Genomic DNA, 26039 nt, shown 5'->3' with positions numbered 1-26039 from the left:
GGGCACCTATTGTTGATTGTTCTTGGATTAAGGGTGCTTGTGCTGGCCTCATCGCAGGTTATGCCCGCTCCTACAGTTCTTGGTGGGAGCGGGCTTGCCCCGCGATAGCCTCACAACACAAACCCTGTTTGTCAGTAACCTTTACGTTAACGTAAACCTGCCATCGTTAGCTGTCAATCTCGCCATGACCTTTACGTTAACGTAAATATGCGCCAGAGTAAGTCGCGCTTGAATCAGCTCCCAGAACAACCACAAAAAGGGACCGCCATGAATCAACCGAGCTATACCCAGGGCCGTCAGGACAAGCCGTTGCTGGCCATGACCATCGGCCAGGCATTCGACCAGACGGTCGCCCGCTTTGCCCAGCGCGAGGCGCTGGTGGTGCGACATCAGCAGCAGCGCTACACCTGGCAGACGCTGGCCGCCAGCGTCGACCTGCATGCCCGCGCGCTGATGGCGCTGGGGCTGAAAACCGGCGATCGCTTAGGCATCTGGGCGCCCAATTGCGCGCAGTGGTGCATTGCCCAGTTCGCCAGCGCCAAGATCGGCGTGATCCTGGTCAACATCAACCCGGCGTATCGCACCAGCGAGCTTGAATACGTGCTCAAGCAGTCGGGCTGCCAGTGGCTGATCAGCGCCGGTGCCTTCAAGACTTGCGATTACCACGCCATGCTTGGCGAGCTGCTGCCCAACCTCGCCCAGCAAGCGCCAGGACAGCTACGCAGCGAACGCCTGCCGGAGCTGCGCGGGTTGATCAGCCTTGATTCCCAGCCGCCAGCAGGCTTTCTGCCCTGGGAGCGCCTGGCCTGGCTGGCCAGCGAAACCGACCCGGCCGACTTCCAGGCCCGTCAGCACAGCCTGCAGTTCGACCAACCAGTGAACATCCAGTACACCTCCGGCACCACCGGCTTCCCCAAGGGCGCGACCCTCAGCCACTACAACATCCTCAACAACGGCTACATGGTCGGCGAGAGCCTGGGCCTGAGCGAGCACGACCGCATGGTGATCCCGGTGCCGCTGTACCACTGCTTCGGCATGGTCATGGGCAACCTCGGCTGCGTCACCCACGGCAGCACCATGATCTACCCCAACGATGCCTTCGACCCGCTGCTGACGTTGAACTGCGTCATCGAGGAGAGGGCCACCGCCCTGTATGGCGTGCCGACCATGTTCATCGCCATGCTCGATCACCCGCAGCGTAGCGAGATGGACCTGTCGACCCTGCGCACCGGGATCATGGCCGGCGCCACCTGCCCGATCGAGGTGATGCGCCGGGTGATCGGCGAGATGCACATGAGCGAGGTGCAGATCGCCTACGGCATGACCGAAACCAGCCCGGTGTCGTTGCAGACCGGCGCCGATGACGACCTTGAACTTCGCGTGACCACGGTAGGGCGGACCCAGCCGCAGCTGGAAAGCAAGATCATCGATGAGCAGGGCTGCATTGTGCCGCGCGGGCAGATCGGCGAGCTGTGCACCCGCGGTTACAGCGTGATGCTCGGTTACTGGGGCAACCCGGCGGCCTCCAGCGAAGCCATCGATCCGGCCGGCTGGATGCACACCGGCGACCTCGCGAGTATGAACGAGGCCGGCTATGTGTGCATCGCCGGGCGCAACAAGGACATGATCATTCGCGGCGGTGAGAACATCTATCCGCGCGAGCTGGAAGAGTTCTTCTTTACCCACCCGGCGGTGGCGGATGTGCAGGTGATCGGCATACCCGATGAGCGTTATGGCGAAGAGATCGTCGCCTGGATCAAGTTTCACCCCGGCCACAGCGCCAGCGAGATCGAACTGCAACAGTGGTGCAAGAGCCGCATTGCCCACTTCAAGGCCCCGCGCTACTTCCGCTTTGTCGATGAGTTTCCGATGACGGTGACCGGCAAGGTGCAGAAGTTCAGGATGCGCGAGATCAGCATTGAAGAGCTGATCAAACGCTGATTTTTCGCGGGGCAAGCCCGCTCCTAGATATTGTAGGAGCGGGCTTGCCCCGCGATGTCTACGCTTTCACCGGCGGCTCTTTACTCGGCGGGTCGCCCACGGTGGGCGGCACCGTCGGTTGCACCGGCACCTCATCAGGGTCCTGCTCTGGCACCGGCGGTGGCAGTGTCGGGTCGTCGATATTCGGATCGGGCGTTTCAGCCGGGATGGGAATGTTCATGGCCTGACCTCGCAACGGGGTTGTGGATGGCATGCTCAGGGTTTCGACCCCGGGCCCGGCCAATCGCTCATTTTTTTTGAACCCCGGGCCGCGCCCCCGCTCTGAACCTTTACCGCCACTTCATAACGGAGCAACGTTCGATGACCCGCGATGAGCCCTTCGAAACCGACCGTATGACTGCGGCTAGCGACCACCCGGACCAGGCCCTGAGCCTGTCCCAGGCCCTGCTCGAACCGCGGATCGTGATCGAGAACACCGTGCCGGTGCTTGATGGCGGGCTGTTTGCGGTCAAGGCGGTGGTCGCTGAGCCGGTGCAGGTCAGCAGCAAGGTTTACGCCGACGGTCATGACGCCCTGGCAGTGATGCTCAACTGGCGCCAGGCCCACAGCCGGCGCTGGCACTGCGTGCCGATGCAGTTTGCCGGCAATGACCTGTGGCAGGCCGAGTTCACCGTCAGCGAGCAGGGCCGCCACCTGTTCAGCATCGAGGCCTGGATCGACCCGTTCGCCACCTATTGCCACGACCTGGAGAAGAAATTCAACGCAGGCGTCGCGGTGCCCCTGGAGCTGCAGGAAGGGCTGCTGCAGATCGAGCACAATATCGGTCGCAGCAACGGCCCCCTGCGTGACCAGCTGCAGGCCCTGTACCAGCACCTGCCCGGTTTGCCCGTCGACGAGCAGGTGGCCTTGCTGCTGCACCCGGACACCGCCGTTCTGATGGCCGAGGCCGAGCACCGTACCTACCTCAGCCGCAGCCCTGAATACCCGCTGGATGTCGAACGCATCCAGGCCCGGTTCGCCAGTTGGTACGAGCTGTTTCCGCGCTCGGTCACCGACGACCCCGAACGGCACGGTACCTTCAATGACGTGCACCAACGCTTGCCGATGATCCGCGACATGGGCTTTGACGTGCTGTACTTCCCGCCCATCCACCCGATCGGTGTGCGCCACCGCAAGGGCCGCAACAATGCCTTGCAGGCCGAGCCCGGTGACCCCGGCAGCCCTTATGCGATTGGCGGCGCCGAGGGCGGGCACGAGGCGATTCACCCACAACTGGGCAGCCGCGAGGATTTTCGCCGGCTGGTGGCCGCCGCCGCCGGGCACGGCCTGGAAATCGCCCTGGATTTTGCCATTCAGTGTTCCCAGGACCACCCCTGGCTCAAGGAGCACCCGGGCTGGTTCTCCTGGCGCCCGGACGGCAGCATCCGCTACGCCGAGAATCCACCGAAAAAGTACCAGGACATCGTCAACGTCGACTTCTATGCCGCCGATTCGGTACCGGCCCTGTGGCTGGCGCTGCGCGATGTGGTGGTGGGCTGGGTCAAGGAGGGGGTCAAGACCTTTCGCGTCGACAACCCGCACACCAAGCCCTTGCCGTTCTGGCATTGGCTGATCGCCAATGTGCGCAGCCAGTACCCGGACGTTATCTTCCTCGCCGAGGCCTTCACCAAGCCTGCGATGATGGCGCGCCTGGGCAAGGTCGGTTACTCCCAGAGCTACAGCTACTTCACCTGGCGCAACACCAAGGCCGAGCTGCAAAGTTACTTCGAGGAGCTCAACCAGCCGCCGTGGTGCTACTGCTACCGGCCGAACTTCTTCGTCAATACCCCGGACATCAACCCGTACTTTCTGCATGAAACGGGGCGCGCCGGCTTCCTTATTCGCGCCGCGCTGGCGGCCATGGGCTCGGGCCTGTGGGGCATGTACTCAGGGTTCGAGCTGTGCGAGGCGACGCCGGTGCCAGGCAAGGAGGAATACCTGGATTCGGAGAAGTACCAGATCCGCCCGCGCGACTTCAGCCAGCCAGGCAATATAATCGCCGAAATCGCCCAGCTCAACCGTATCCGCCGGCAGAATCCGGCCTTGCACACCCACCTGGGCGTGGCTTTCTATAACGCCTGGAACGACAACATCCTGTACTTCGGCAAACGCACTGCCGAGCGCGACAACTTCATCCTCATCGCCGTCAGCCTCGACCCGCACAACGCCCAGGAGGCGCACTTCGAACTGCCGTTGTGGGAGCTGGGCCTGGACGACCATGCCGACACCTTCGGCGAAGACCTGATGAGCGGCCATCGCTGGACCTGGCATGGCAAGACCCAATGGATGCGCATCGAGCCCTGGCACCTGCCGTTCGCTGTCTGGCGTATCGAAAAAGCCCACTAGAAAGGAGTCGAGCATGGCCAAGCGCGCCCGCCCAGCCGCCTTTATCGATGATCCGTTGTGGTACAAGGACGCGATCATCTACCAGGTACACGTCAAATCCTTCTTTGATTCCAACAACGACGGCATCGGTGACTTCCCCGGCCTGATCGCCAAGCTCGACTACATCGCCGAGCTTGGGGTCAACACCCTGTGGCTGCTGCCATTCTACCCTTCGCCACGGCGCGATGATGGCTACGACATCGCCGAGTACAAGGCAGTGCACCCCGACTACGGCACCCTGGCTGACGTAAAACGCTTCATTGCCGAGGCGCACAAGCGCGGCCTGCGGGTGATCACTGAACTTGTCATCAACCACACCTCCGACCAGCATCCGTGGTTCCAGAAAGCCCGGCGCGCCAAGCCGGGGAGCAAGGCCCGGGACTTTTACGTGTGGTCCGACAGCGACCAGAAGTACGACGGCACGCGGATCATCTTCCTCGACACCGAGAAATCCAACTGGACCTGGGACCCGGTGGCCGGCCAATACTTCTGGCACCGCTTCTACTCGCACCAGCCGGACCTCAATTTCGACAACCCGCAGGTGCTCAAGGCGGTGCTCGGGGTCATGCGCTACTGGCTCGACCTGGGCGTCGACGGCCTGCGCCTGGACGCCATCCCTTACCTGATCGAGCGCGACGGCACCAACAACGAGAACCTGCCCGAAACCCACCAGGTGCTGAAAAAGATCCGCGCCGAGATCGATGCCAACTACCCCGACCGCATGCTCCTGGCCGAGGCAAACCAGTGGCCGGAAGACACCCAGTTGTACTTTGGCGAAGGGCAGGGCGATGAATGCCACATGGCTTTTCACTTCCCGCTGATGCCGCGCATGTACATGGCCGTGGCCCAGGAAGACCGCTTTCCGATCACCGACATCCTGCGTCAGACCCCGGAGATCCCGGCCAACTGCCAATGGGCGATCTTCTTGCGCAACCACGATGAGCTGACCCTGGAGATGGTCACCGACCGCGAGCGCGACTACTTGTGGAACTACTACGCCGAGGATCGCCGGGCGCGGATCAACCTCGGCATTCGCCGGCGCCTGGCGCCGCTGCTGCAGCGCGACCGGCGCCGGGTCGAGCTTTTGTGCAGCCTGCTGCTGTCGATGCCCGGCACGCCGACCCTGTACTACGGCGACGAAATCGGCATGGGCGACAACATCTACCTGGGCGACCGCGATGGCGTGCGCACGCCGATGCAGTGGTCGATCGACCGCAACGGCGGGTTCTCGCGCGCCGACCCGGCGCGCCTGGTGCTGCCGCCAATCATGGACCCGCTGTACGGCTTCCAGTCGGTCAACGTCGAGGCCCAGGCCCACGACCCGCATTCGCTATTGAACTGGAACCGCCGCCTGCTGGCGGTGCGCAAGCAGCAAAAAGCCTTCGGCCGCGGCGCACTGAAGATGCTCACGCCGAGCAACCGGCGGATTCTCGCCTACATCCGCGAGTACACCGGCAGCGACGGCAAGACCGAGATCATCCTCTGCGTGGCCAACGTCTCGCGCGCCGCACAGGCGGCTGAGCTTGAGCTGCAGCAGTACGCCGACAAGGTGCCGGTGGAGATGCTCGGCGGCAGTGCCTTCCCGCCGATCGGCCAGTTGCCGTTTCTGCTGACCTTGCCGCCTTACGGCTTTTACTGGTTCCTGCTCGCTGACAAGGACCAGATGCCCAGCTGGCACATGGAGCCGGCCCAGAGCCTGCCGGAGTTCACCACACTGGTGCTGAAAAAGCGCATGGAAGAGCTGCTTGAAGCGCCGTCGCGGGCCACTTTGCAAGACAGCATCCTGCCCCAGTACCTGCCCAAGCGCCGCTGGTTTGCCGGCAAGGAAAGCCGCATCGAACAGGTGCAGATCGCCTACGGCGTGCGTTTTGGCGACACCACCAGCCCGGTGCTGCTCAGCGAGATCGACGTGCAGGGCGGCGGCCAGAGCAGCCGCTATCAACTGCCGTTTGGCCTGATCGGCGAAGAAAACATCAACAGCCCGGCGCCGCAGCAACTGGCCCTGGCGCGGGTGCGCCGCGGCCGCCAGGTGGGGCTGATCACCGATGGCTTCGTGCTTGAGAGCTTCGTGCGCGCGGTATTGGCCGGCTGCAAGGACGGCTTGCGCTTGCCGTGCAGCGAGGGCGAGCTGCGTTTTACCGCCACAGAACAACTGGCGGCATTGAACCTGGGCGACGACGCGCAAGTGCGCTACCTGAGCGCCGAGCAGTCCAACAATTCGGTGGTGGTCGGTGGCAGCCTGGTGCTCAAGCTGATCCGCCGGGTCAACCCCGGGGTGCACCCCGAGCTGGAAATGAGCGCCTACCTGACGGCCGCAGGCTTTGCCAATATCTCGCCGCTGCTGGCCTGGGTCAGCCGCGTCGACGCTAAGGCGCAACCGCACCTGCTGATGATCGCCCAGGGCTACCTGAGCAATCAGGGCGACGCCTGGGGCTGGACCCAGAACAACCTCGAACGGGCCATCCGCGACGAGATGGAGCCATCGAGCAACGATCAGGACGTGCACACCGATGCCCTGCAGGACCTTGCCGATTTTGCCGCCTTGCTCGGCCAGCGCCTGGGCGAGATGCACCTGCTGCTGGCGGCGCCCAGCGCCGATCCGGCGTTCCAGCCGCGGGCCAGCAGCAGCCGCGACAGCCAGGCCTGGAACAAGCACATCAGCGCCCAGCTGAGCCGCGCCCTGGACCTGCTGCAAGCACATCGCGCCAGCCTCGACAGCGCCAGCCAGGCCCTGGTCGACGACCTGCAACAGCAACGCAAGAGCCTGCTCAAGCACATAGCCGAACTGAGCAAACAGGCGGTCGGCGGGCTGTTAATGCGCGTCCATGGCGACTTGCACCTGGGCCAGGTGCTGGTGGTGCAGGGCGATGCCTACCTGATCGATTTCGAAGGCGAACCGGCGCGACCGCTGGATGAGCGGCGGGCCAGGCACAGCCCGTACAAGGATGTCAGCGGCGTACTGCGTTCCTTCGACTATGCTGCAGCGATGGTGCTGCGCAGTGCTTCTGCTGTCGACCTTTGCGAGGCTGCCCGTCAGGCGCGTCAGCGCGTCGCCCGCCGTTACCTGCACCAGGCCCGGCATGCTTTTGTCGAGGCCTATGGGCTGGCCACCGCGGCCATGCCCCATGCCTGGCAGCAGGCTGACGGCGAGCAGGCGGCGCTGGCGTTGTTCAGCCTCGAGAAAGTCGCCTACGAAATCCTCTACGAAGCCGAGAACCGTCCGCATTGGCTGGCCGTGCCTTTGCATGGCCTGCATGGTCTGATCAGTACCTGGGGAGAGCAGTAAATGACGCAACGCAAGCGCGAGGAAGGAGGACTGGGGCAGCGCGATATCGATGCCCTGGTAAGAGCCGAACATACCGACCCGTTCGCGGTGCTCGGTCCGCACCCGGATGGTGCCGGTGGCCAGTTTGTCCGCGCCTACCTGCCCAACGCTCTGAACGTACGGGTGCTGGCCCGTGACGACAGTCGCGTGCTGGCAGAGCTGGAGCAGGGCCCGGTACCGGGGTTGTTCATCACTCATCTGCGCGAATCGCAGCCGTACCTGTTGCAGATCAACTGGGCCGGCGGCGAGCAGATCACCGAAGACCCCTACAGCTTCGGGCCGTTGCTCGGCGACATGGACCTGTACCTGTTTGCCGAGGGCAATCACCGTGATCTTGCGGCGGCGATGGGCGCGCAACCGCTGAATGTCGAAGGCGTCGATGGCGTGCGCTTTTCGGTGTGGGCACCGAACGCCCGGCGGGTCTCGGTGGTTGGTGATTTCAACAACTGGGACGGCCGCCGTCACCCCATGCGCCTGCGCCATCCGTCCGGGGTCTGGGAACTGTTTGTGCCGCGCCTGCGGGCCGGCGAAGCGTACAAATACGAAGTGCTCGGGCGCGACGGCATCCTGCCGCTCAAGGCCGACCCGCTGGCCCGCGCCACCGAGTTGCCGCCGAGCACCGCCTCAAGGGTCGCCGGCCCCCTGGCCCATGACTGGCAAGACCAGGACTGGATGCAGCAGCGCGGTGAACGCCAGGCCAGCAGCGCGCCGCTGTCGATCTACGAATTACACGCCGGCTCCTGGCAATGTGAGCTGGACGACAATGGCGAAGTGGCGCGCTTTTACAACTGGCGCGAGCTGGCCGAGCGCCTGGTGCCCTATATCCAGCAGCTGGGCTTTACCCATATCGAGCTGATGCCGATCATGGAGCATCCGTTTGGCGGCTCCTGGGGTTACCAGCCACTGTCGATGTTCGCGCCGACCGCGCGCTACGGCAGTGCCGAAGACTTTGCCGCCTTCATCGACGCCTGCCACCAGGCGCAGATCGGCGTGATCCTCGACTGGGTGCCGGCGCATTTCCCCACCGACACCCACGGCCTGGCGCGCTTCGACGGCACCGCGCTGTACGAGTACGACAACCCGCTGGAGGGCTTCCACCAGGACTGGGACACGCTGATCTACAACCTTGGGCGCACCGAAGTGCACGGCTTCATGCTGGCCTCGGCGCTGCACTGGCTCAAGCATTTTCATATCGACGGCCTGCGCGTCGATGCCGTGGCCTCGATGCTCTACCGCGACTACTCGCGCAAGGCCGGCGAGTGGGTGCCGAATCGCCATGGCGGGCGCGAGAACCTCGAAGCCATCGACTTTTTGCGTCACCTCAACGACGTGGTGGCCCTGGAAGCCCCCGGTGCCCTGGTGATCGCCGAAGAGTCCACTGCCTGGCCGGGCGTCAGCCAGCCGACCCAGCAGGGCGGCCTGGGCTTTGCCTACAAGTGGAACATGGGCTGGATGCACGACACCCTGCACTACATCCAGAACGACCCGATCCACCGCACCTATCACCACAACGAAATGAGCTTCGGCCTGATCTACGCCTATTCCGAACATTTCATCCTGCCGATCTCCCATGACGAGGTGGTGCACGGCAAGCACTCTCTGATCGACAAGATGCCTGGCGATCGCTGGCAGAAGTTCGCCAACCTGCGCGCCTACCTGACCTTCATGTGGACCCATCCGGGCAAAAAACTGTTGTTCATGGGCTGTGAGTTCGGCCAGTGGCGCGAGTGGAACCACGACAGCGAACTGGACTGGTACCTGCTCAAGTACCCCGAGCATCTGGGTGTGCAACGGCTGGTCAGCGACCTCAACCGTTTGTACCGCGACGAGCGTGCGCTGCACGAACAGGACTGCGTGCCGCAAGGCTTTCAATGGTTGATCGGCGATGACGCGCACAACAGTGTGTATGCCTGGCTGCGCTGGAGCGTGAACGGCGAGCCGTTGCTGGTGGTGGCCAACTTCACCCCGGTGCCGCGCGAGGGCTATCGCATCGGCGTGCCGTTTGGCGAGCGCTGGGCCGAGGTGTTCAACAGCGACGCCGAGGGCTATGCCGGCTCCAACTACGGCAACCTTGGCGAGGTGGCCAGTCAGGCCCAGCCCAGCCATGGCCAGCCGCTGTCGTTGCGGCTCAACCTGCCGCCGCTGGGGGTGTTGATCCTGCGGCCGCAGTGATGGCCAGCGCTCGCATCACCAGCGCACCCTGACACCGAGGTTGCCGATCAGGCCGTTGAGGTCATTGTCATCGACATCGCTGCTGTAGTCGGCGCTGACAAACAGCGCCACTTTCGGCGTGACCCGCGCCACCAGGCCCAAGCCCAGTTCGACGGTGGCGGAGTTGCGCCCGCTGCTGATCTTGTCGACCTTGTCCAGGCTCACGGTGTCGGCATTGGAGAAGTCGTACCAGACGTTGGTGCGCACGAACGGCTCGATCGGCATGCCGCGCACGTTGTAGCGCGCCGACAATTTGGCACCGACCCGGCCGGTCCAGTTGGGCTGCTGGTCAAAGGCTTGCTGGGTGTCGGTCTGGGTCTGGCTGCCAGGAAAGTACTGCTGGTTGATCAACTGTGCTTGCGGTTCCAGGGTCCAGTTGTTGCCCAGGCTGATCGGGTATCCGCCCTCGACCGAGAGGGTCAGGGCGTGGCCGTTGCCATCCAGGCGCTGGCCGCTCTCGCTGCGGCCATTGATATCAAAGCGCGTGCCCATGGCCACCGCATCCAGGTGCCAGCCCTGGTCGTGGGTCATGCTCCAGTACACACCCAGGCTTTGCCCGTCGAGGTTGAGCACGCTCTCTTTGTTGCCGACCTGGGGTTTGCGCAGGCCGTCGAAACCGCTTTGCAGGTTGCTGTGGCCGACAAAGAAACCGGCGCGGTGAGTATTGCCGCCGCCGGTTTCACGAACGAACAGATCAGGGCTGATTTGCAGGCTCTGGTTCGGCGTGGCGAGGTTGTCGGCCTCTGGGCTTGAGGTGCGCACCGCAGTCGGGAAAAACTGCGCCCACTGGCTGGCGATGCTGTCGTTCGGTGCTGGCGCATGGCGTTCGGCCAGGCGTTCGGAAAACGCACCGAGGGTGCTCAGGCCCAGGCCGCTGGCGCTGACCGGGTTGAGCGAAAGTGCAGGTTGGGCCTGTACCAGGTTGTTGAACGGGTCGTTATCCTCCAGGCCCAATGCATGGGTTTCCAACGGGGTTGCCAGTAGCAGCGACGTGGAAACCGCATAGAAAACATACTCAAAGCCCGCAGGATTCGGAGTTTTTTTCATGGCGGTTCTCCTCTGTTTTTATAAGCCAGGGTTCTGGCCTGATGTCACGGGCTGTAAAGCAAAACCAGAGGGCGACCCAAACCAGCAAACCGGTCCCTGTCGCGCGCTGAAAAGCGCGCGCTAGAGGCTCGGAATGGAATCTGCAGTTGCTGCATTACTTGTAGCTAAGGAGAGGACGGGGCGGGCGTCAAGAAAGCGTGAAATAACCGTTGTCAAGCTATTGGTAGTGGCAATTAGCTGAAATTAAACAAAAATTTACATCCTATAGCCGCAACCGCTCTTTCCAGCGGTGCGGCTATGCCGAATGATTGCTAAAGCTGCACTTCCACGGCCAATGGCAGGTGATCGGAGAGGTGGCTCCAGGGCTTGTTGCCGAGAATTTGCGGGGCATGGCTGTGGGCGTTGCGCAGGTAGATGCGGTCCAGGCGCAGCAGCGGCAAGCGCGCCGGATAGGTGCGGGCAAGCAGGCCGTGATGACGCTCGAAGGCTTCGTGCAGGTCGCGGTGCAGGTTGAGGGTGCGGTTGCCGCGCAGTTTCCAGTCGTTGAAGTCGCCGGCGATGATCACCGGGGCATCGCCAGGCAGCGAGTCGAGCAGCTTGCGCAGCAGTTGCAACTGCTGTTGCCGGTGGCTTTCGAGCAGTGACAGGTGCACGCAAATGGCATGCACCTCGCGCTGCCCGGGCACATCCAGCACGCAGTGCAGCAGGCCGCGGCGCTCGGGGCCGGTGATCGAGACATCCAGGTTGCGGTGCTCGATGATCGGGTACTTGGACAACAGCGCGTTGCCGTGATGGCCGTCCGGGTAAACGGCATTGCGCCCGTAGGCGAAATCGCTCCACATGCTGTCGGCGAGAAACTCGTACTGCGAGGTTTGCGGCCAGCCGGCGTAACGGGCGGCATGGCGGTCGTGGGAGCCGAGCACCTCCTGGAGAAAGACGATATCAGCGCGGGTGCTGCGCACCGCTTCACGCAGTTCGGGGAGGATGAAGCGCCGGTTGAAGGCGGTAAAGCCCTTGTGGGTATTGACGGTCAGCACCCGCAGGCGCTTGACCGCGGCCGCCTGGTTTTCAGACATCATCGTCACGGAACAGCTCCAGCAACAGCAACGAGCGGCCACTGACCTGGAACTCGCTGCCAAAGTCATGATGCTCGCCTTTGCGCAGTTGCGGCCGGTCGGTGTCGATCAGGCAGTTCCAGTATTCGCCTTCCGGCACCTCGGGCAAGGTAAAGGCCACGGTATCGTGGTGGGCGTTGACGATCAGCAGCAAGGTGGCATCGGCGCCGGGGCGCAGAATACCGCTGACCTGGGCGCGGCCATCCATCAGCATGCCCAGGCAGCGCCCGTGGGCGTCCTGCCATTGCTCGACGCTCATCTCGCTGGCGTCCGGCGCCAGCCAGGTGACGTCCTTGACTCCGATCGCCTCATTGTAGTCACCGACCAGAAAACGCGAACGGCGCAGCACCGGGTAGGCCAGGCGCAGCTTGGTCAGGCGCTTGACGAACTTGAGCAATGCCGCACCATCCTCGTCCAGCTCCCAGTTGATCCAGCCGATCTCGCTGTCCTGGCAGTAGGCATTGTTGTTGCCGTGCTGGGTGCGGCTGAACTCGTCGCCGGCGACGATCATCGGCGTACCCTGGGCCAGCAGCAGGGTGGCGAAGAAATTGCGCATCTGGCGCAGGCGCAGGGCTTTGATCTCGGGGTCGTCGGTGGGGCCTTCGACGCCGTGGTTCCATGACAGGTTGTTGTTGCTGCCGTCCTGGTTGCCTTCGTCGTTGTCCTCGTTGTGCTTGTCGTTGTACGACACCAGGTCGCGCAGGGTGAAGCCGTCATGGGCGGTGATGAAGTTGACCGAGGCGTAGGGCCTGCGCCCGCGGCGGTTGAACAGCTCGCCGGAGGCGGTCATGCGCGCGGCGAAGTCGGCCAGCTGGCCTTCGTCGCCTTTCCAGAAAGCCCGCACGGTATCGCGAAAACGGTCGTTCCATTCTGCCCAGCCGGGAGCGAAATTGCCCACCTGGTAGCCGCCGGGGCCGCAGTCCCAGGGCTCGGCAATCAGCTTGACCTGGCTGAGCAGCGGGTCCTGGCGGCAGGCAACGAGAAAGCTGTGACGCTCGTCGAAGCCCTCGTGGTAGCGGCCGAGAATGGTCGCCAGGTCGAAGCGAAAACCGTCGACGTGCATCTCGCCGGCCCAGTAGCGCAACGAGTCGGTGACCAGTTGCAAGACGCAGGGGTGGCTGAGGTCGAGGGTGTTGCCGGTGCCCGAATCGTTGATATAGAAGCGCTTGTCATCGGGCATCAGCCGGTAGTAGGAGGAATTGTCGATGCCGCGCATCGACAGGGTCGGGCCCAGCTCGTTGCCTTCGGCGGTGTGGTTGTAGACCACGTCGAGAATCACCTCCAGACCGGCGTCATGCAGGTGCGCGACCATCTCCTTGAACTCGGCGATCTTGCCGTTGGCCAGGTAGCGCGGGTGCGGGGCAAAAAAGGCGATGCTGTTGTAGCCCCAATAGTTGTTCAGGCCCTTTTGCAGCAGATGCTGGTCGTTGACGAAGGCATGGATCGGCAGCAACTCGATCGAGCTCACCCCAAGCTGCTTGATATGCCCCAGCAGTTCGTCGCACATCAGCCCGGCAAAGGTGCCGCGATTGGCCTCTGGCACCGCCGGGTGGCGCATGCTGATACCGCGCACGTGGGCCTCATAGAGGATGGTGCGCTCCCAGGGAATGCCCACGCGCTGGTCGCGGCCCCAGGTGTAGGCCGGGTCGATGACCTTGCACTTGGGCACGAACGGCGCACTGTCGCGCTCATCAAAGCTAAGGTCGCCGTCGGGGTGGCCGATGGTGTAGCCGAACAGCGCCTCGGACCATTTCAGGCTGCCGACCAGTTGCTTGGCGTAGGGGTCGATCAGCAGTTTGTTGGGGTTGAAACGGTGGCCGTTTTCCGGGTCGTACGGGCCGTGTACGCGGTAGCCGTAGATCTGCCCGGGATGGGCATCGGGCAGGTAGCCGTGGAAGATCTCGTCGGTGTACTCCGGCAGCTCGATGCGTTCGAGCTCGACCTCGCCGCTGGCATCGAACAGGCACAGTTCAACCTTGGTGGCGTTGGCCGAGAACAGGGCAAAATTGACCCCCAGCCCATCCCAGCTGGCGCCCAGCGGGAAGGGCAGGCCCTCGCGGATGCGCGAGGGTTCGAGGTGAACTTCGGCGGTAGGCTTTGGCTTGCTCATGGAAATCCTTGATCAGACCGGGGGTTGGCACAGGGGTTATCGCGGGGCAAGTCGAGGCGTCGCACCGCCGCTCCCACAGGCTGTGCAGGAGCGGGCTTGCCCGGCGATCAGGTTCATGCAGTCGGTGGCTTTTTGCTTGCCCTGGGCTTTTTCGGCGCTGGCGCAGTGCTTGCCGGCTTGGCCTTGGCGTTACTGGCCGGCGGCGCCTTGGCCGGTTTGCGCGGCGTTACCTTGGGCGCCAGCGCTTCGGCCTCGGCAAGCTTGCGCGCCATCGCCCAGTGCCGCTCTTCCTGGCCTTCGGGCTTACCTTCCGACTCCCAGATCTGATAGGCGAATTCACGGATACGTTTTTCTTCGACACTCATCTCTACGCTCCTGAGGACTTAACGATGTTCAACGAACAGATTGACCGGAAACTCCTTGAGTGCAGTGCTCAGCCACAGCTCCTTTGAGGCTGTGACTGCGCCTGTGGCAAAAAGTCCCGAGCAATTGCCAGGCGACAAGGCAAACGGCAAAACCAGCCGGGTATCGTCCCAGTTCTGTGCCGGGATCAGCGGTAGCGGTGATTGGCCAAGCAAGCTGCAGGCCAGGCGCGGCACCACCACCACGGCGCGCTGTTCGGCGCTCACCCGGGCAAACGCCAGGACCCGCCCGGCGTGTCTGCCGCGCACTTCGATCGGCAGGTACTGACCGCGCAGGAACAGCTGCGGGGACTGCTGGCGCCACTCCAGCACCTGGTTGATCAACGCCTGTTTGACCCGGCCGCTGCGCCAGTCCTGGAGCAACTGCGCCGTTGTGGTGCCATCCGCCAGGGCCTGGCGCCGACCGGCAAAGTCCACCGCGCGGCGGTTGTCCGGGTCGACCAGGCTGAAGTCCCAGAACTCGTTGCCCTGGTACAGATCGGGCACCCCGGGCACGGTCATGCGCAGCAGGCACTGCACCAGGCTGTTGAGGGCGCCCGGGCAGGCGATGGCCTGCGCCGCCTCGGCCAGGGAATGACGCAACTGCTGGCTGGCGCGCTCCAGCAGCAGGGTGTCGATGAAATCCAGGCAGGCCTGTTCATAGACCTCGTTCGGGGCGCTCCAGCTGCTGCGCAACTTGGCTTCACGCAGGGCTTTGCGCTGCCATTGGCGCAGGCGCTCGGCATAGGCCTCAAGCGCCAACGGATTGTTCTCATCAAGGTCCAGTGGCCAGCTGCCGAGCAGGGTCTGGTACAGCAGCAGCTCATCGCCTGCACCTGGCGCTTCGCCGTCGGCCAGGGTGCTGCGCAAGGGGCTGGCCAGCTCGCGCCAGTGTTCGACCCGGCTGGCAAACCAGCTGCTGCGTTCGCTGAGCACTGCCAGGCGCGCACGGCTGTCTTCGCCGCGCTTGTGGTCGTGGGTGGCGGTGGCCAGCAGGTTGTCCGGGAACTGCTCAAGGCGCGTGAGGCAATGTTGGTGAAAGTCCTCGACCGGGGCGCTGAAACGTTCGGCATCAAAACCTACGTCGTTACGCGACAGCAACAGTGCCGAGCGGTAGAAGGCCGTGTCTTCCACGGCCTTGGCGGCGGTGGGCGAGGTCAGTTGCTGAAAGCGCACGCAGGCGTGGCGCAGGTGCTTGCGCGGCCGGCCCGGCGGCAAGCGCCGCCAGGGCTCGCCGCCGAGCCAGCGCTGCAGGTAGTCGAGCACCGGCCAGTCAGCCTCGCTCAGGCACTGGCGGGCACCGCGCATGGCTTGCTGGAAGTACGCTTCATCTTCTACCGGGCGCCCGCAGGCATTGATGTAGGTGCGGTACACCGGGTAGTGCTCGATCAGCGCCTGCAACGCCCGGCGAATGGCGCCCAAGGTCAGGTCGCGGCTCATCAGGTCGTCGCGGGCCACTTGCAACAGCGCCTGGGCCACCGACTCGAAATCGCCGGCCAGGCTGCCATTGAGGATTTGCTGGCGGGCCAGGCGCACTTCCTCGCTGAAGTCCGGGCGTTCGCTTAGCGCGCTCCATAGCGCCGCCAACTCTGCTTCGCCGTCTGGATCATGCTGCAGCAGCGAGACCTGGTTCATGAACTCGTAGCCGGTGCTGCCGTCGACCTGCCAGTCGCGGTGCAGCTGCTCGTCGGCGCCGAGGATCTTCTCGACATAGATCGGAAAGTGCTCCAGCGCTGCCTCCAGTGGGCGCTGGGCCAAGAGCCCGTCGACCCGCCGGTGCAGCTTGCGGCAGTAGCCGCGCGGATCGGCCAGGCCGTCGATGTGGTCGATGCGCAGGCCGTCGACCAGGCCGCGGCCGATCAGCTCGAAGACCTTGCTGTGGGTGGCCTCGAACACCGCCGCGCGTTCGACCCGCAGGCCGCCCAGCTCGTTGACGTCGAAAAAGCGCCGCCAGTTGATATCGTCGCCAGCGGTGCGCCAGCTGGCCAGGCGGTAGGACTGATGTTCGAGCAGGGCGTGCAGGCGCTTGAAACCTTCGGGGCTGCGGCTGTCGAAGGCGCTGAGCACATCGTCCAGGGGCTGTTGGCAGGCCAGCGCCGCCAGTTCGGCCAGCAGCGGCCTGGCCTGCGCCGGCGCATCGTCAGCGCTGCGCAAGGCATTGAAGCGGCTGGCCAGTGTCTGCAGGGCTACACCACCTTCGGCGAGCACCAGGCCATAGTCGGCCGGGCAGATCGGAAAGCGGTGCTCGTGGTGCTGGATATGCAACTGGCCGGTTGCAGCGTCGAAGCGCAGCGGGATGTCGCCGCCTTGCAGCATCGCGCCGTAGTCACCGGCCAGAAACGGCAGCAGCAACTGACCTTCAAGCAGCGGGTCGGGCGAGTGCCACTGGATGTCGAAGAACTCGGCATAGCGGCTGCGCCGGCCCCAGGCCAGCAGGTCCTGCCACCAGGGGTTGTCGCTGCCGACCGCCATATGGTTGGACACCATGTCGAGGATCAGGCCCATACCGTGCAGGCGCAGCGCTGCCACCAGGCGCTCTAGCGCAGCTTCGCCGCCCAGATACGGGCTGACCTGCCCGGGGTCGACCACATCGTAGCCATGGCGCGAGCCGGGGCGCGCGCGCAGCAGCGGCGAGGCGTACAGGTGGCTGATGCCTAAGCGGGCGAAGTAGGGCACCAGCGCCGCCGCCTGGTCGAGGCCGAAGTCGGCATGAAACTGCAGGCGCAGGGTCGCGGTCAGGGCTTTCATCGGTCACGCTCCCAGGCTTGTTCGCGGGCCTGCGCCAGCAGCTCCAGGCGCCGCGCCGCATCCGCGTCGTCAAGCAGCACGCTGGCCGCCAGGGCAAAGCGCCGGCGCCAGTTGGGGTGGCTGTCGATGGTGCCGGGCAGGTTGGGTTGCTCATCGACACCCAGCAGATCTTCCAGCGGTACCAGCACCAGCGGCGCGCGGGTATGGCCAAGGTAGCGGATGCTGGCATCGATCAGCGCGTCGCTCTCGGCCAGGGCCTGGCCGTAGTTCTGTTCAAGAGTGCGCCGCAGGCCCTGGCGCTCGTGTTGGCGGCTGTCGCGCCAGTGCCGCTCGGTGATGCCGTCGATCAGGCTCAGGCGCTGGTTCCAGTCGATATCACGGGCCTGCAGCCAGCCGGCCAGCGGCGGCAGGTCATGGGTGCTGGTGGTGGCCAAGGCGTTGTCGGGCCAGTCGAGGATGGGCTTGAAATGGCCGGGCGGGTCTTGCTCGAACAGCAGTACGCGCATGCCGAGGATGGCCCGCGCGGCGAGCTTTTCGCGCAGCCCCTCGGGCACGGTGCCGAGGTCTTCACCCAGCACGATGGCCTGGTGGCGCACTGACTCAAGGCTGAGCAGGCGCAGCAGATCATCGAGCGGGTAGTGCAGGTAGGCTCCTTCGGCCGGGGTGGCACCCTGGGGTATCAGCCACAGCCGTTGCAAACCCATGACATGGTCGATGCGCAGGCCCCCGGCATGGGCAAAGTTGGCCCGCAGCATCTCGATGAACGCCCGGTAGCCGTTGCGTCGCAGGCCTTCGGGCGAGAAGGCGCAGATGCCCCAGTTCTGCCCGGCGCGGTTGAGAATATCCGGCGGCGCGCCGACATTGAGGCCGGCCAGCAGCTCGTCCTGGCGGCTCCAGGCCTGGCTGCCGGCGCCGTCGGCACCCACCGCCAGGTCGGCGATCAGGCCGATGCCCATGCCATGGCTGCGCGCCGCATCCTGGGCACGTTGCAGGCTGCGTTCGATCAACCACTGACAGAAGGCGTGAAACGCCACCTCCTCGCTGTGCTGGCGGGCGAAGGCACTCACCTCGGGGCTGTGCGGGTCGTGCCAGGCAGCGGGCCAGTCGCGCCAGTCCTGGCCGATGTCGCGCTTGAGCGCGTGCTCCAGCAGTACCTCGAAGCGGCAGTGGCGTTCCAGGGCGGGGCCGGCGTGCTGGCGATAGCTGTCGAAGTCGGCGAACAACGGGTGCTCGGTGGCGATAAAGTCGCGGTACAGCGCACGCAGCAAACGCTGGCGAAACGATGCGGCCTGCGGCCAGTCGATCAGCGGCAGTTGTTCAAGCTGCTCCAGCGGCCCGTGCAACTGGCAGGCTTCAATGGCCATGCGCACCGCACGGTCCCCGAGCAGCGCCGCCGGGCTTGCATACAGGCTGTTGAGAAACAGCCGGCTGGAGGGCGAGTACGGGCTGTAGCGCTGGCTGTCGCTGGCGAACATGGCGTGCAGCGGGCTGATCGCCAGGGCATCGGCGCCGCGTTCGGCGGCGCTGCGCACCAGCGCCTCGAGGGCCAGGCAATCACCATAGCCGCCATCGTCGGGGCGACGCAGGCTGTACAGTTGGGCGCTCAGTCCCCAACTGCGAGGCGTCGGCGTGCCCAGCGCATCGGCGATGCTGTAGCAGCGGGTTGGCGCCACGGCCAGGGTGAACTGTTGCTGGTCGATCTGCACCTGGTGATAGCCGATCGGCAAGCCGGCGGGGAGCCTGGCCTGATCATCCAGTTGCAACGGTTGTTCGCTGCCATCTTCAAGCAGCACCTGGCAGTCCATCGCTGGCGGAAAATAGCCGGACAGCTGCAGGGGGAGGCCGTGGTCAACCGTCAACAGCGGCGGCAGGTGGCGGGCATCGTGGGCGCGCAGCAGCGCCTGGATACTGGCTTCGATCGCCTCAACGCTGTCGGCCGGGTGGCCTAGGCCGGCCAGCACCCGCTGCAGCGCCGGGTCACTGACCCGCTGGGCGCGGCCGTTGGCGTCGATCCAGTCCACCGCCAGGCCCGCCAGTTCGGCCAGTTGCTGCAAGCGTGGGTCAGTCATGGGCAGGCTCCGCTGGAGTGGTCGGCAGCAGGCTGACCAGGGTGGTGTAGGGCGGCAATTGCGTGTTGCCGATGCAGCTTTCGCTACAGCTGAACAGGCGTGCAGCGTTGGCCGGCAGGTCGGCCACTTGCGCGGTAGGGCCAAGGTTGAGGTCAATACGCAGCTCGCCGCCGCGTTCGAGCTGCCAGCGCACCGTCAAGGCCTGCGGCCCCAGCACCCGGGCGCCGAGGGCATGGATGCCGGGCAGGTTGGGGACGATGTGGCGGGCGCGCAGGGCCAGTAATTGCCGGTACAACTGCAACCATGGCTGTTGGCATGAGTGTGCTGGCCGCGGCCGCGAAGCGTCGAAGGTCTCGAGGGCATTGGGGTCGGGAATCCGCGAGCGGGTAGCGGCGTCGGCGAAGTGGGCAAAACCGGCAAACTCGGCGCGCCGGCCTTCGCGTACGGCGTCGGCCAGTTCATCGTGGTGATCGGTGAAAAACACGAAAGGTTGCTCGCAGCCCCATTCATCACCCATGAACAGCAGCGGGATCATCGGCGCCAGCAGCAACAGGGTGGTGGCCGCGCGCAAGGCCTGGGGCGGGCACAGTCGGTTAAGGCGCTCGCCGAACGCGCGGTTGCCGATCTGGTCGTGGTTCTGCAGGAACAGCACGAAGGCCGTGGGGGGCAAATGCCCGCTGGGCTCGCCGCGGGGACGGCCGTTGCGGTCGGGCTGGCCCTGGAAGACGAAGCCCTGGCTCAGGCAGCGCGCGAGTTTTTCGATGGTCGACTCGCTGTAGTCGGCGTAGTACGCCTCCTGCTCGCCGGTGAGCAGCACGTGCAGGGCGTTGTGACCGTCGTCGTTCCACTGCGCATCGAAGCCCTGTTCAAGCAGGTGCGCCTGGTTGTGTTCGTTCTCAAGGGTCAGCCATACCTGACGCCCCGGGGTGATCTCGCTGCGCACCCGGCGCGCCAGTTCGGCAAGAAAATCCGGGTCGTCGATGGCGTGCACGGCGTCCAGGCGCAGACCGTCGACGCGGTACTCCTGCAGCCACATCAGGGCGTTCTCGATAAAAAAGTCGCGCACCTGGCGGCGGCGAAAATCAATCGCCGCGCCCCACGGGGTCTGGCGATCCTGGCGAAAAAAGCCACTGGCGTACTGGCCGAGGTAATTGCCGTCCGGGCCGAAGTGGTTGTAGACCACATCCATCAGCACCATCAGGCCATGGCCGTGGGCCTGGTCGATCAGTTCGCGCAGTTGCTCGGGGCTGCCATAGCTGTGCTGTGGAGCGAACGGCAGGACGCCGTCGTAGCCCCAGTTACGCTCGCCGGGGAATTGCCCGAGCGGCATCAGCTCGATGGCGGTAATGCCCAGCTCGGCCAGGGCCGGCAAGCGCTCGATCACCCCGGCATAGCCGCCGCACAGGCCGACATGCAGCTCGTAGATGACCGCCTCAGGCCAGGGGCGCCCGCGCCAGTCGGGGTACTGCCAGCGGTAGGCTGCGGGGTTCAGCAACTGGCTGGGGCCGTGCACGCCGTCGGGTTGGTAGCGCGACGCCGGGTCGGCCACCGTGAGCGTGGCGTCGATCCGGTAGCGGTAGCGGTCACCGGCCTTGCACGGCAGCTGGCCGACGAACCAACCGTCGGCCTGGGCCTGCAAGGGCTGGCGCGCACCGGCGTCGAATTCAACCTCCACCTGCTGTGCGTCCGGTGCCCACAGGGCAAACCGGGCGCTGTTGCTGTCCAGCATCACGGCCCCGTGGGTCGCGTGTTCCTGTGACCTCAAGGGCATACCTGCCATCTCCGCTTCAGCGTGGGGTTGCTCGGGCGTTTTCGACCAGCTCCTGATAAAGACGGGCATAAGGCTCGACGGCCTGGCACCAGTTGAACGGTTGGGTCATCGCCAGGCAGCGCATGGCATTGAGCAGGTTCTTCTTGCTGTACACGTAGAACGCCCGGCCCAGTGCTTCGCGGTAGCTGTCGACGGTCGATTCATCGAACAGAAAACCGGTGACGCCATTCTCGATGGTGTCGGCCAGGCCCCCGGTGTTGCGCGCCACCGGCAGCGAGCCAAAGCGCTGGGCGTACATCTGGCTCAGGCCGCAGGGCTCGTAGCGCGACGGCATGAGCAGGAAGTCGCTGCCGGCGAACATGCGCCGGGCATCGGTTTCGTTGAAGCCGATGCGCACGCCGATCTGCCCGGGATGGCGCAGGGCAAGTTCGCGCATGGCCTGTTCTTCTTCCGGTTCGCCACGGCCGATGATCGCGATCTGGCCGCCCTGGCGGACGATGTATTCGGCCACCCCCAGGGTCAGGTCCAGGCCTTTCTGGTAGACCAGGCGCGAAACCACTGCGAACAGTGGCCCGTTCGAAGGTTGCAGGCCGAACAGCTCACGCACCTGGCGGCTGTTGGCGGCCTTGCCGTGCCAGTCGTTGAGGCTGAAGGGGTGATCCAGGTGCGGGTCGCTGGCCGAGTCCCAGCTCTCGTCGATGCCGTTGGGAATACCGCTGAGCAGGCCTTGCTGGGCCTTGCTGGCGAGAAAGCCATCCAGCCCGCAACCGAACGAGGGCGTAGTGATTTCCCGGGCATAGGTGGCGCTGACCGTGGTGATGTGGCTGGAGTAGGCAAGGCCGGCCTTGAGGAACGACAGCTTGCCGTAAAACTCCATGCCTTCCTGTTGCAGGGCGTGGTCGGGGATCGCCAGTTCCGGGCAGCAGGCGCGGCTGACCACGCCCTGGTAGGCCAGGTTGTGGATGGTGAACAGGGTCGGCGTCTGCAGGCCGCGCCAGTGCATGTAGGCCGGGGCCAGGCCGGCCGGCCAGTCGTGGGCATGGACCAGGTCGGGCTTCCAGTGGACCATGCCTTCACCGGCGGCGATTTCTGCCGCGGCCAGGCCCAGGCGGGCAAAGCGGATGTGATTGTCGGGCCAGTCGCGACCGTTGTTGGCGCCGTAGGGCGTGCCCTCGCGCTGGTACAGCTCGGGACAGATCAACACATAGATGACCAGGCCATCGGCCAGGTCCATGCGCCCGATCTTGCAGGGCGGCAAGGCCGCGTGGCCGCCCAGCTCGCCGACCAGGTGGATCGGGTTGTCGCTTTCCAGCACCTGCGGGTAACCGGGGATCAGCACCCGCACATCGTGCAGGTGACGCATGGCCCGTGGCAGCGCCGCCGAGACATCGCCCAAGCCGCCGGTCTTGACCAGGTCGGCGATTTCCGAGGTGACGAACAACACTTTGCGTTTATGTGAAGAATGTCTGGGGTCAGCACCCAGTGCCTTGGCTGTCGGCGTGAAATCCGCTGCAAGCGGTTCACGCGAATCCGGGGTGAATTGCTCTACATGAGGTTCGACAGCGGCACTGATCATACTTCTCTCCGTCCCTATGTTGTGCGGGCGTGGGCGCCCGTTGTTGTTTGTCTACCGATACTGTTCTCTGTGAGTGGTATTGCCTTGCCTTCCATGCCCCGCAGCCAAGCGCACAAGCGCTACGCAAGCCGGCGTCCTGCCGACGGCGTGGTGACGATATGGGGTGGGTGGGCCGCGTCCGTTGAAGCGGAATCGTTGGCCTACTTAGTTCCTGACCTACCGCGATTGCAGAAGTTTCGACTATTTTCAGTCGAGTTTTCCGGGCGATGTCTGGCCGAATACCGAGTGTAGGAGAGAATTCGTGAAGAATGTGACCCGCTGGTCACTTTTGCTCGCAGGAACCTGCAGCAGCGCGACTGCAGGTTGTGGCACAACGTTTCAGACGGCTTAGGCGGGAGAAATGCCGTCAAGCAGGGCAGAAAACATCAGGTGCACAACCCGCCGCGGGGACGCTCAGCTGCGCGCTGGCAACTGGCCGTCCTGGGCTTGCTGCAGAAGCAGACTGAGTTGGGCGACCTGTTGTTGCAACTGCTCGCGCTCTTCTTTAAGGCGACGCAGCTCGTCGCGGTGTACCGTCACGTAGAGGGTCTGGGCAGGCATTTTTGGCAGAAGGGTTCCCATTGCACACCTCGCATAGGGTGGTTCGTTTTTCTAACAGCGTAGCTGCTGGATCGGCGGCGATTCTGAATTCTTTTGCAGGCCTTGGGAACTTTTTTGTTTCTGGCTGTCTTGCCGTTCGTCGCTGAACCAAGCGCGCCAGGGCTGGACTAACCTTGAAGGCCTGAAGCGCTATTTTTCATTCCAGGGGAGCATCGCACATGCAATTGGGAATCGTGGGGCTGGGCCGCATGGGCGGCAATATTGCACGGCGCTTGATGCGTGGCGGGCACCGCATGGTGGTGCATGACCGCGATCGTCAGGCAGTGGAAACCCTGGTCAAGGAAGGCGCCAACGGCGCCCATGACCTTGGCGCGCTGGTAGGCAAACTGGAGAAACCCCGGGCGGTGTGGGTGATGCTGCCGGCCGGTGAGCCGACCGAGCAGACCATCGCCCAGCTTGCTGACCTGCTGGACGCCGACGACGTGATCATCGACGGCGGCAATACCTTCTACAAGGACGACATGCGCCGCGCCGCCGAGCTGGGCAAGCGCAACTTGCACTATATCGATGTCGGCACCTCGGGCGGCGTCTGGGGCCTGGAGCGCGGCTACTGCATGATGATCGGCGGCGAGCAGGCGGTGGTCGAGCGCCTCGACCCGCTGTTCGCCACCCTCGCCCCCGGCGTTGGCGAGATCCCCCGCACCCGTGGCCGCCAGGGCCCGGCCGGGCGTGCCGAGCAGGGTTATATTCATGCCGGGCCCGCAGGTGCCGGGCACTACGTGAAGATGATCCACAACGGCATCGAATACGGCCTGATGCAGGCCTATGCCGAAGGGTTCGACCTGCTCAAGAGCAAGGGCAGCGATGCCGTGCCGGCCGAGCAGCGCTTTGACCTGAACCTGGCGGAAATCGCCGAAGTGTGGCGCCGTGGCAGTGTGGTCACCTCCTGGCTGCTGGACCTTACCGCCGACGCCCTGGTGGCAGACCCGCAACTGGGCGGCTACAGCGGCTCGGTGGCCGACAGCGGCGAAGGGCGCTGGACCATCGATGCGGCGGTGGAGCAGGCGGTGCCGGTGCCGGTGCTGTCCAGTGCGCTGTTCGCCCGCTTCCGTTCGCGCCAGCAGCAGGGCACCTACGCCGACCGCATGCTGTCGGCCATGCGTTTTGGCTTTGGTGGCCACGTCGAGAAGAAAGCCGAATGAGCAAAACACAGATCGAAGCGGCACCGCCTTGCAACCTGTTCCTGTTTGGTGCCAACGGCGACCTGGTCAAGCGCCTGTTGATGCCGGCCTTGTATAACTTGAGCCGTGATGGCCTGCTCGACAAGGGCTTGCGCATCGTTGGCGTCGACCACAACGCCGCCACCGACAACGAATTCGCCGCGCGCCTGCAAGCCTTCATGCGCGAACGCGACAGGGCCAGCGAAGGCGCCAGCAAGTGCCTGGATGACAAACTCTGGGCGCGCCTGGCCAAACGCATCGGCTACCTCACCGGCGATTTTCTCGACGAGGCCACCTACCAGGCCATCGCCGAACGCATCCGCAGCAACCCCAGCGCCAACGCGGTGTTCTACCTGGCCACCTCACCGCGCTTTTTCAGCGAAGTGGTGCAGCGCCTGGGCACCGCTGGCCTGCTCGACGAAAGCGCCGGCTTTCGCCGGGTGGTGGTGGAAAAACCCTTCGGCTCGGACCTGGCCAGCGCCGAAGCGCTCAATGCCTGCCTGCTCAAGGTCATGAGCGAAAAGCAGATCTACCGCATCGACCATTACCTGGGCAAAGAGACGGTGCAGAACATCCTCGTCAGCCGTTTTTCCAACGGCCTGTTCGAAGCGTTCTGGAACAACCACTACATCGATCACGTGCAGATCACCGCTGCCGAAACCGTCGGTGTCGAAAGCCGCGGCGCCTTCTACGACAGTACCGGCGCCTTGCGCGACATGGTCCCCAACCACCTGTTCCAGTTGCTGGCGATGGTCGCCATGGAGCCGCCGGCGGCCTTTGGCGCCGATGCGGTGCGTAGCGAGAAGGCCAAGGTCATCGGCGCGATCCGGCCCTGGTCGAAGAACATGGCCCTGAAAAACTCGGTACGCGGCCAGTACAGCGCTGGCAAACAAGGGCGCAAGAAGGTCCCCGGTTACCGCGAAGAACCTCGGGTCGCGCCCGACAGCAACACCGAAACCTTCGTCGCCCTCAAGGTAATGATCGACAATTGGCGCTGGGTCGGCGTGCCGTTCTACCTGCGTACCGGTAAGCGCATGAGCGTGCGCGACACCGAGATTGCCATCTGCTTCAAGCCAGCGCCCTATGCCCAGTTTCGCGATACCGAAGTCGAGCGGCTCAAGCCCAACTATCTGAATATCCAGATCCAGCCCAACGAAGGCATGTGGTTCGACCTGCAAGCCAAGCGCCCGGGCCCGGCCCTGGCCATGGAGAACGTCGAGCTGGGTTTTGCCTACAAGGACTTTTTCAAGATGCAGCCGTCCACCGGCTACGAGACGCTGATCTACGACTGCCTGACCGGCGACCAGACCTTGTTCCAGCGCGCCGACAACATCGAGAACGGCTGGCGCGCGGTGCAGCCGTTCCTCGATGCCTGGCAGGAGGGCGGCGAGGTGCAGCTCTATGCCGCCGGTGACAACGGCCCGACTGCGGCGGACGAACTGCTGACCCGCGATCGGCGGGTCTGGCACCCGATTGGTTGA

16 protein-coding genes are annotated in these 26039 nt (G+C 64.5%); 6 read left to right on the top strand and 10 right to left on the bottom strand.

Translation table 11 applies throughout. The features are described 5' to 3' along the window. Positions 1-267 precede the first annotated feature (267 nt). Entirely contained in the window at positions 268-1941 is a 1674-nt protein-coding gene (locus BLR26_RS18365; RefSeq protein ID WP_093383742.1) for an AMP-binding protein, read from the top strand. A 58-nt stretch (positions 1942-1999) separates the two neighbouring features. Here BLR26_RS18365 and BLR26_RS27335 read toward each other — a convergent pair whose 3' ends face one another. After that, on the bottom strand, positions 2000-2161 hold the full coding sequence (locus BLR26_RS27335; protein ID WP_176794266.1) for a hypothetical protein: 162 nt from the start codon (positions 2159-2161) through the stop codon (positions 2000-2002). Between the two features lie 140 nt (positions 2162-2301). Here BLR26_RS27335 and BLR26_RS18360 point away from each other — a divergent pair, with 140 nt between their 5' ends. The 3 genes from BLR26_RS18360 to glgB are packed head-to-tail and all read left to right on the top strand — an operon-like array spanning position 2302 to position 9862. Then, the gene (locus BLR26_RS18360) at positions 2302-4326 is read left to right on the top strand and encodes an alpha-1,4-glucan--maltose-1-phosphate maltosyltransferase (RefSeq protein WP_093383732.1); all 2025 of its coding nucleotides are present in this window, start codon (positions 2302-2304) and stop codon (positions 4324-4326) included. A 13-nt stretch (positions 4327-4339) separates the two neighbouring features. Beyond that, entirely contained in the window at positions 4340-7651 is a 3312-nt protein-coding gene (gene treS / locus BLR26_RS18355) for a maltose alpha-D-glucosyltransferase (RefSeq protein ID WP_093383727.1), read from the top strand. After that, the gene (glgB, locus tag BLR26_RS18350) at positions 7652-9862 is read left to right on the top strand and encodes a 1,4-alpha-glucan branching protein GlgB (RefSeq protein WP_093383722.1); all 2211 of its coding nucleotides are present in this window, start codon (positions 7652-7654) and stop codon (positions 9860-9862) included. A 15-nt stretch (positions 9863-9877) separates the two neighbouring features. Here the strand turns inward: glgB and BLR26_RS18345 are convergent, their stop codons facing one another. From BLR26_RS18345 to BLR26_RS27330, 9 genes are all read right to left on the bottom strand, one after another. Next, positions 9878-10948 (bottom strand): autotransporter domain-containing protein, encoded by a 1071-nt coding sequence (locus BLR26_RS18345; protein WP_093383718.1) that lies wholly within the window; start codon positions 10946-10948, stop codon positions 9878-9880. 311 nt (positions 10949-11259) lie between these two features. Beyond that, positions 11260-12027, bottom strand: a complete 768-nt coding sequence (locus BLR26_RS18340; RefSeq protein ID WP_093383713.1) for an endonuclease/exonuclease/phosphatase family protein — start codon at positions 12025-12027, stop codon at positions 11260-11262. After that, entirely contained in the window at positions 12017-14173 is a 2157-nt protein-coding gene (gene glgX / locus BLR26_RS18335; protein WP_093383709.1) for a glycogen debranching protein GlgX, read from the bottom strand. The genes BLR26_RS18340 and glgX overlap by 11 nt, the downstream gene beginning before the upstream one ends. Before the next feature lie 113 nt (positions 14174-14286). Next, positions 14287-14538, bottom strand: coding sequence for a DUF2934 domain-containing protein (locus BLR26_RS18330; protein ID WP_093383704.1), 252 nt, complete (start codon positions 14536-14538; stop codon positions 14287-14289). Between the two features lie 18 nt (positions 14539-14556). Further along, positions 14557-17322, bottom strand: a complete 2766-nt coding sequence (locus BLR26_RS18325) for a malto-oligosyltrehalose synthase (protein ID WP_093383700.1) — start codon at positions 17320-17322, stop codon at positions 14557-14559. Next, the gene (malQ, locus tag BLR26_RS18320) at positions 17319-19391 is read right to left on the bottom strand and encodes a 4-alpha-glucanotransferase (RefSeq protein ID WP_093383695.1); all 2073 of its coding nucleotides are present in this window, start codon (positions 19389-19391) and stop codon (positions 17319-17321) included. The genes BLR26_RS18325 and malQ overlap by 4 nt, the downstream gene beginning before the upstream one ends. Continuing rightward, positions 19384-21162: a malto-oligosyltrehalose trehalohydrolase gene (treZ, locus tag BLR26_RS18315; protein ID WP_256326742.1), complete on the bottom strand. Its 1779-nt coding sequence runs from the start codon at positions 21160-21162 to the stop codon at positions 19384-19386. The genes malQ and treZ overlap by 8 nt, the downstream gene beginning before the upstream one ends. Positions 21163-21178: 16 nt before the next feature. Next, positions 21179-22738: a glycogen synthase GlgA gene (gene glgA / locus BLR26_RS18310; protein ID WP_045198548.1), complete on the bottom strand. Its 1560-nt coding sequence runs from the start codon at positions 22736-22738 to the stop codon at positions 21179-21181. Positions 22739-23191: 453 nt separating this feature from the next. Further along, positions 23192-23359, bottom strand: coding sequence for a DUF6026 family protein (locus BLR26_RS27330; RefSeq protein WP_176794265.1), 168 nt, complete (start codon positions 23357-23359; stop codon positions 23192-23194). A gap of 197 nt (positions 23360-23556) precedes the next feature. On the opposite strand from BLR26_RS27330, the gene gnd reads away from it, so the two are divergent. Continuing rightward, positions 23557-24540, top strand: a complete 984-nt coding sequence (gnd, locus tag BLR26_RS18305) for a phosphogluconate dehydrogenase (NAD(+)-dependent, decarboxylating) (protein ID WP_093383685.1) — start codon at positions 23557-23559, stop codon at positions 24538-24540. After that, the gene (gene zwf, locus BLR26_RS18300) at positions 24537-26039 is read left to right on the top strand and encodes a glucose-6-phosphate dehydrogenase (protein WP_093383680.1); all 1503 of its coding nucleotides are present in this window, start codon (positions 24537-24539) and stop codon (positions 26037-26039) included. The genes gnd and zwf overlap by 4 nt, the downstream gene beginning before the upstream one ends.

The organism is Pseudomonas sp. UC 17F4 (assembly GCF_900101695.1).
Classification (GTDB): Bacteria; Pseudomonadota; Gammaproteobacteria; order Pseudomonadales; family Pseudomonadaceae; genus Aquipseudomonas.
This window is presented reverse-complemented; position numbering and strand designations above follow the sequence as displayed.

Bases quoted from the DNA above. Each gene is read 5' to 3' on its own strand.
- BLR26_RS18365 (WP_093383742.1), top strand. From the start codon at position 268: ATGAATCAACCGAGCTATACCCAGGGCCGTCAGGACAAGCCGTTGCTG.
- BLR26_RS27335 (WP_176794266.1), bottom strand. From the start codon at position 2,161: ATGAACATTCCCATCCCGGCTGAAACGCCCGATCCGAATATCGACGAC.
- BLR26_RS18360 (WP_093383732.1), top strand. From the start codon at position 2,302: ATGACCCGCGATGAGCCCTTCGAAACCGACCGTATGACTGCGGCTAGC.
- treS (WP_093383727.1), top strand. From the start codon at position 4,340: ATGGCCAAGCGCGCCCGCCCAGCCGCCTTTATCGATGATCCGTTGTGG.
- glgB (WP_093383722.1), top strand. From the start codon at position 7,652: ATGACGCAACGCAAGCGCGAGGAAGGAGGACTGGGGCAGCGCGATATC.
- BLR26_RS18345 (WP_093383718.1), bottom strand. From the start codon at position 10,948: ATGAAAAAAACTCCGAATCCTGCGGGCTTTGAGTATGTTTTCTATGCG.
- BLR26_RS18340 (WP_093383713.1), bottom strand. From the start codon at position 12,027: ATGATGTCTGAAAACCAGGCGGCCGCGGTCAAGCGCCTGCGGGTGCTG.
- glgX (WP_093383709.1), bottom strand. From the start codon at position 14,173: ATGAGCAAGCCAAAGCCTACCGCCGAAGTTCACCTCGAACCCTCGCGC.
- BLR26_RS18330 (WP_093383704.1), bottom strand. From the start codon at position 14,538: ATGAGTGTCGAAGAAAAACGTATCCGTGAATTCGCCTATCAGATCTGG.
- BLR26_RS18325 (WP_093383700.1), bottom strand. From the start codon at position 17,322: ATGAAAGCCCTGACCGCGACCCTGCGCCTGCAGTTTCATGCCGACTTC.
- malQ (WP_093383695.1), bottom strand. From the start codon at position 19,391: ATGACTGACCCACGCTTGCAGCAACTGGCCGAACTGGCGGGCCTGGCG.
- treZ (WP_256326742.1), bottom strand. From the start codon at position 21,162: ATGCCCTTGAGGTCACAGGAACACGCGACCCACGGGGCCGTGATGCTG.
- glgA (WP_045198548.1), bottom strand. From the start codon at position 22,738: ATGATCAGTGCCGCTGTCGAACCTCATGTAGAGCAATTCACCCCGGAT.
- BLR26_RS27330 (WP_176794265.1), bottom strand. From the start codon at position 23,359: ATGGGAACCCTTCTGCCAAAAATGCCTGCCCAGACCCTCTACGTGACG.
- gnd (WP_093383685.1), top strand. From the start codon at position 23,557: ATGCAATTGGGAATCGTGGGGCTGGGCCGCATGGGCGGCAATATTGCA.
- zwf (WP_093383680.1), top strand. From the start codon at position 24,537: ATGAGCAAAACACAGATCGAAGCGGCACCGCCTTGCAACCTGTTCCTG.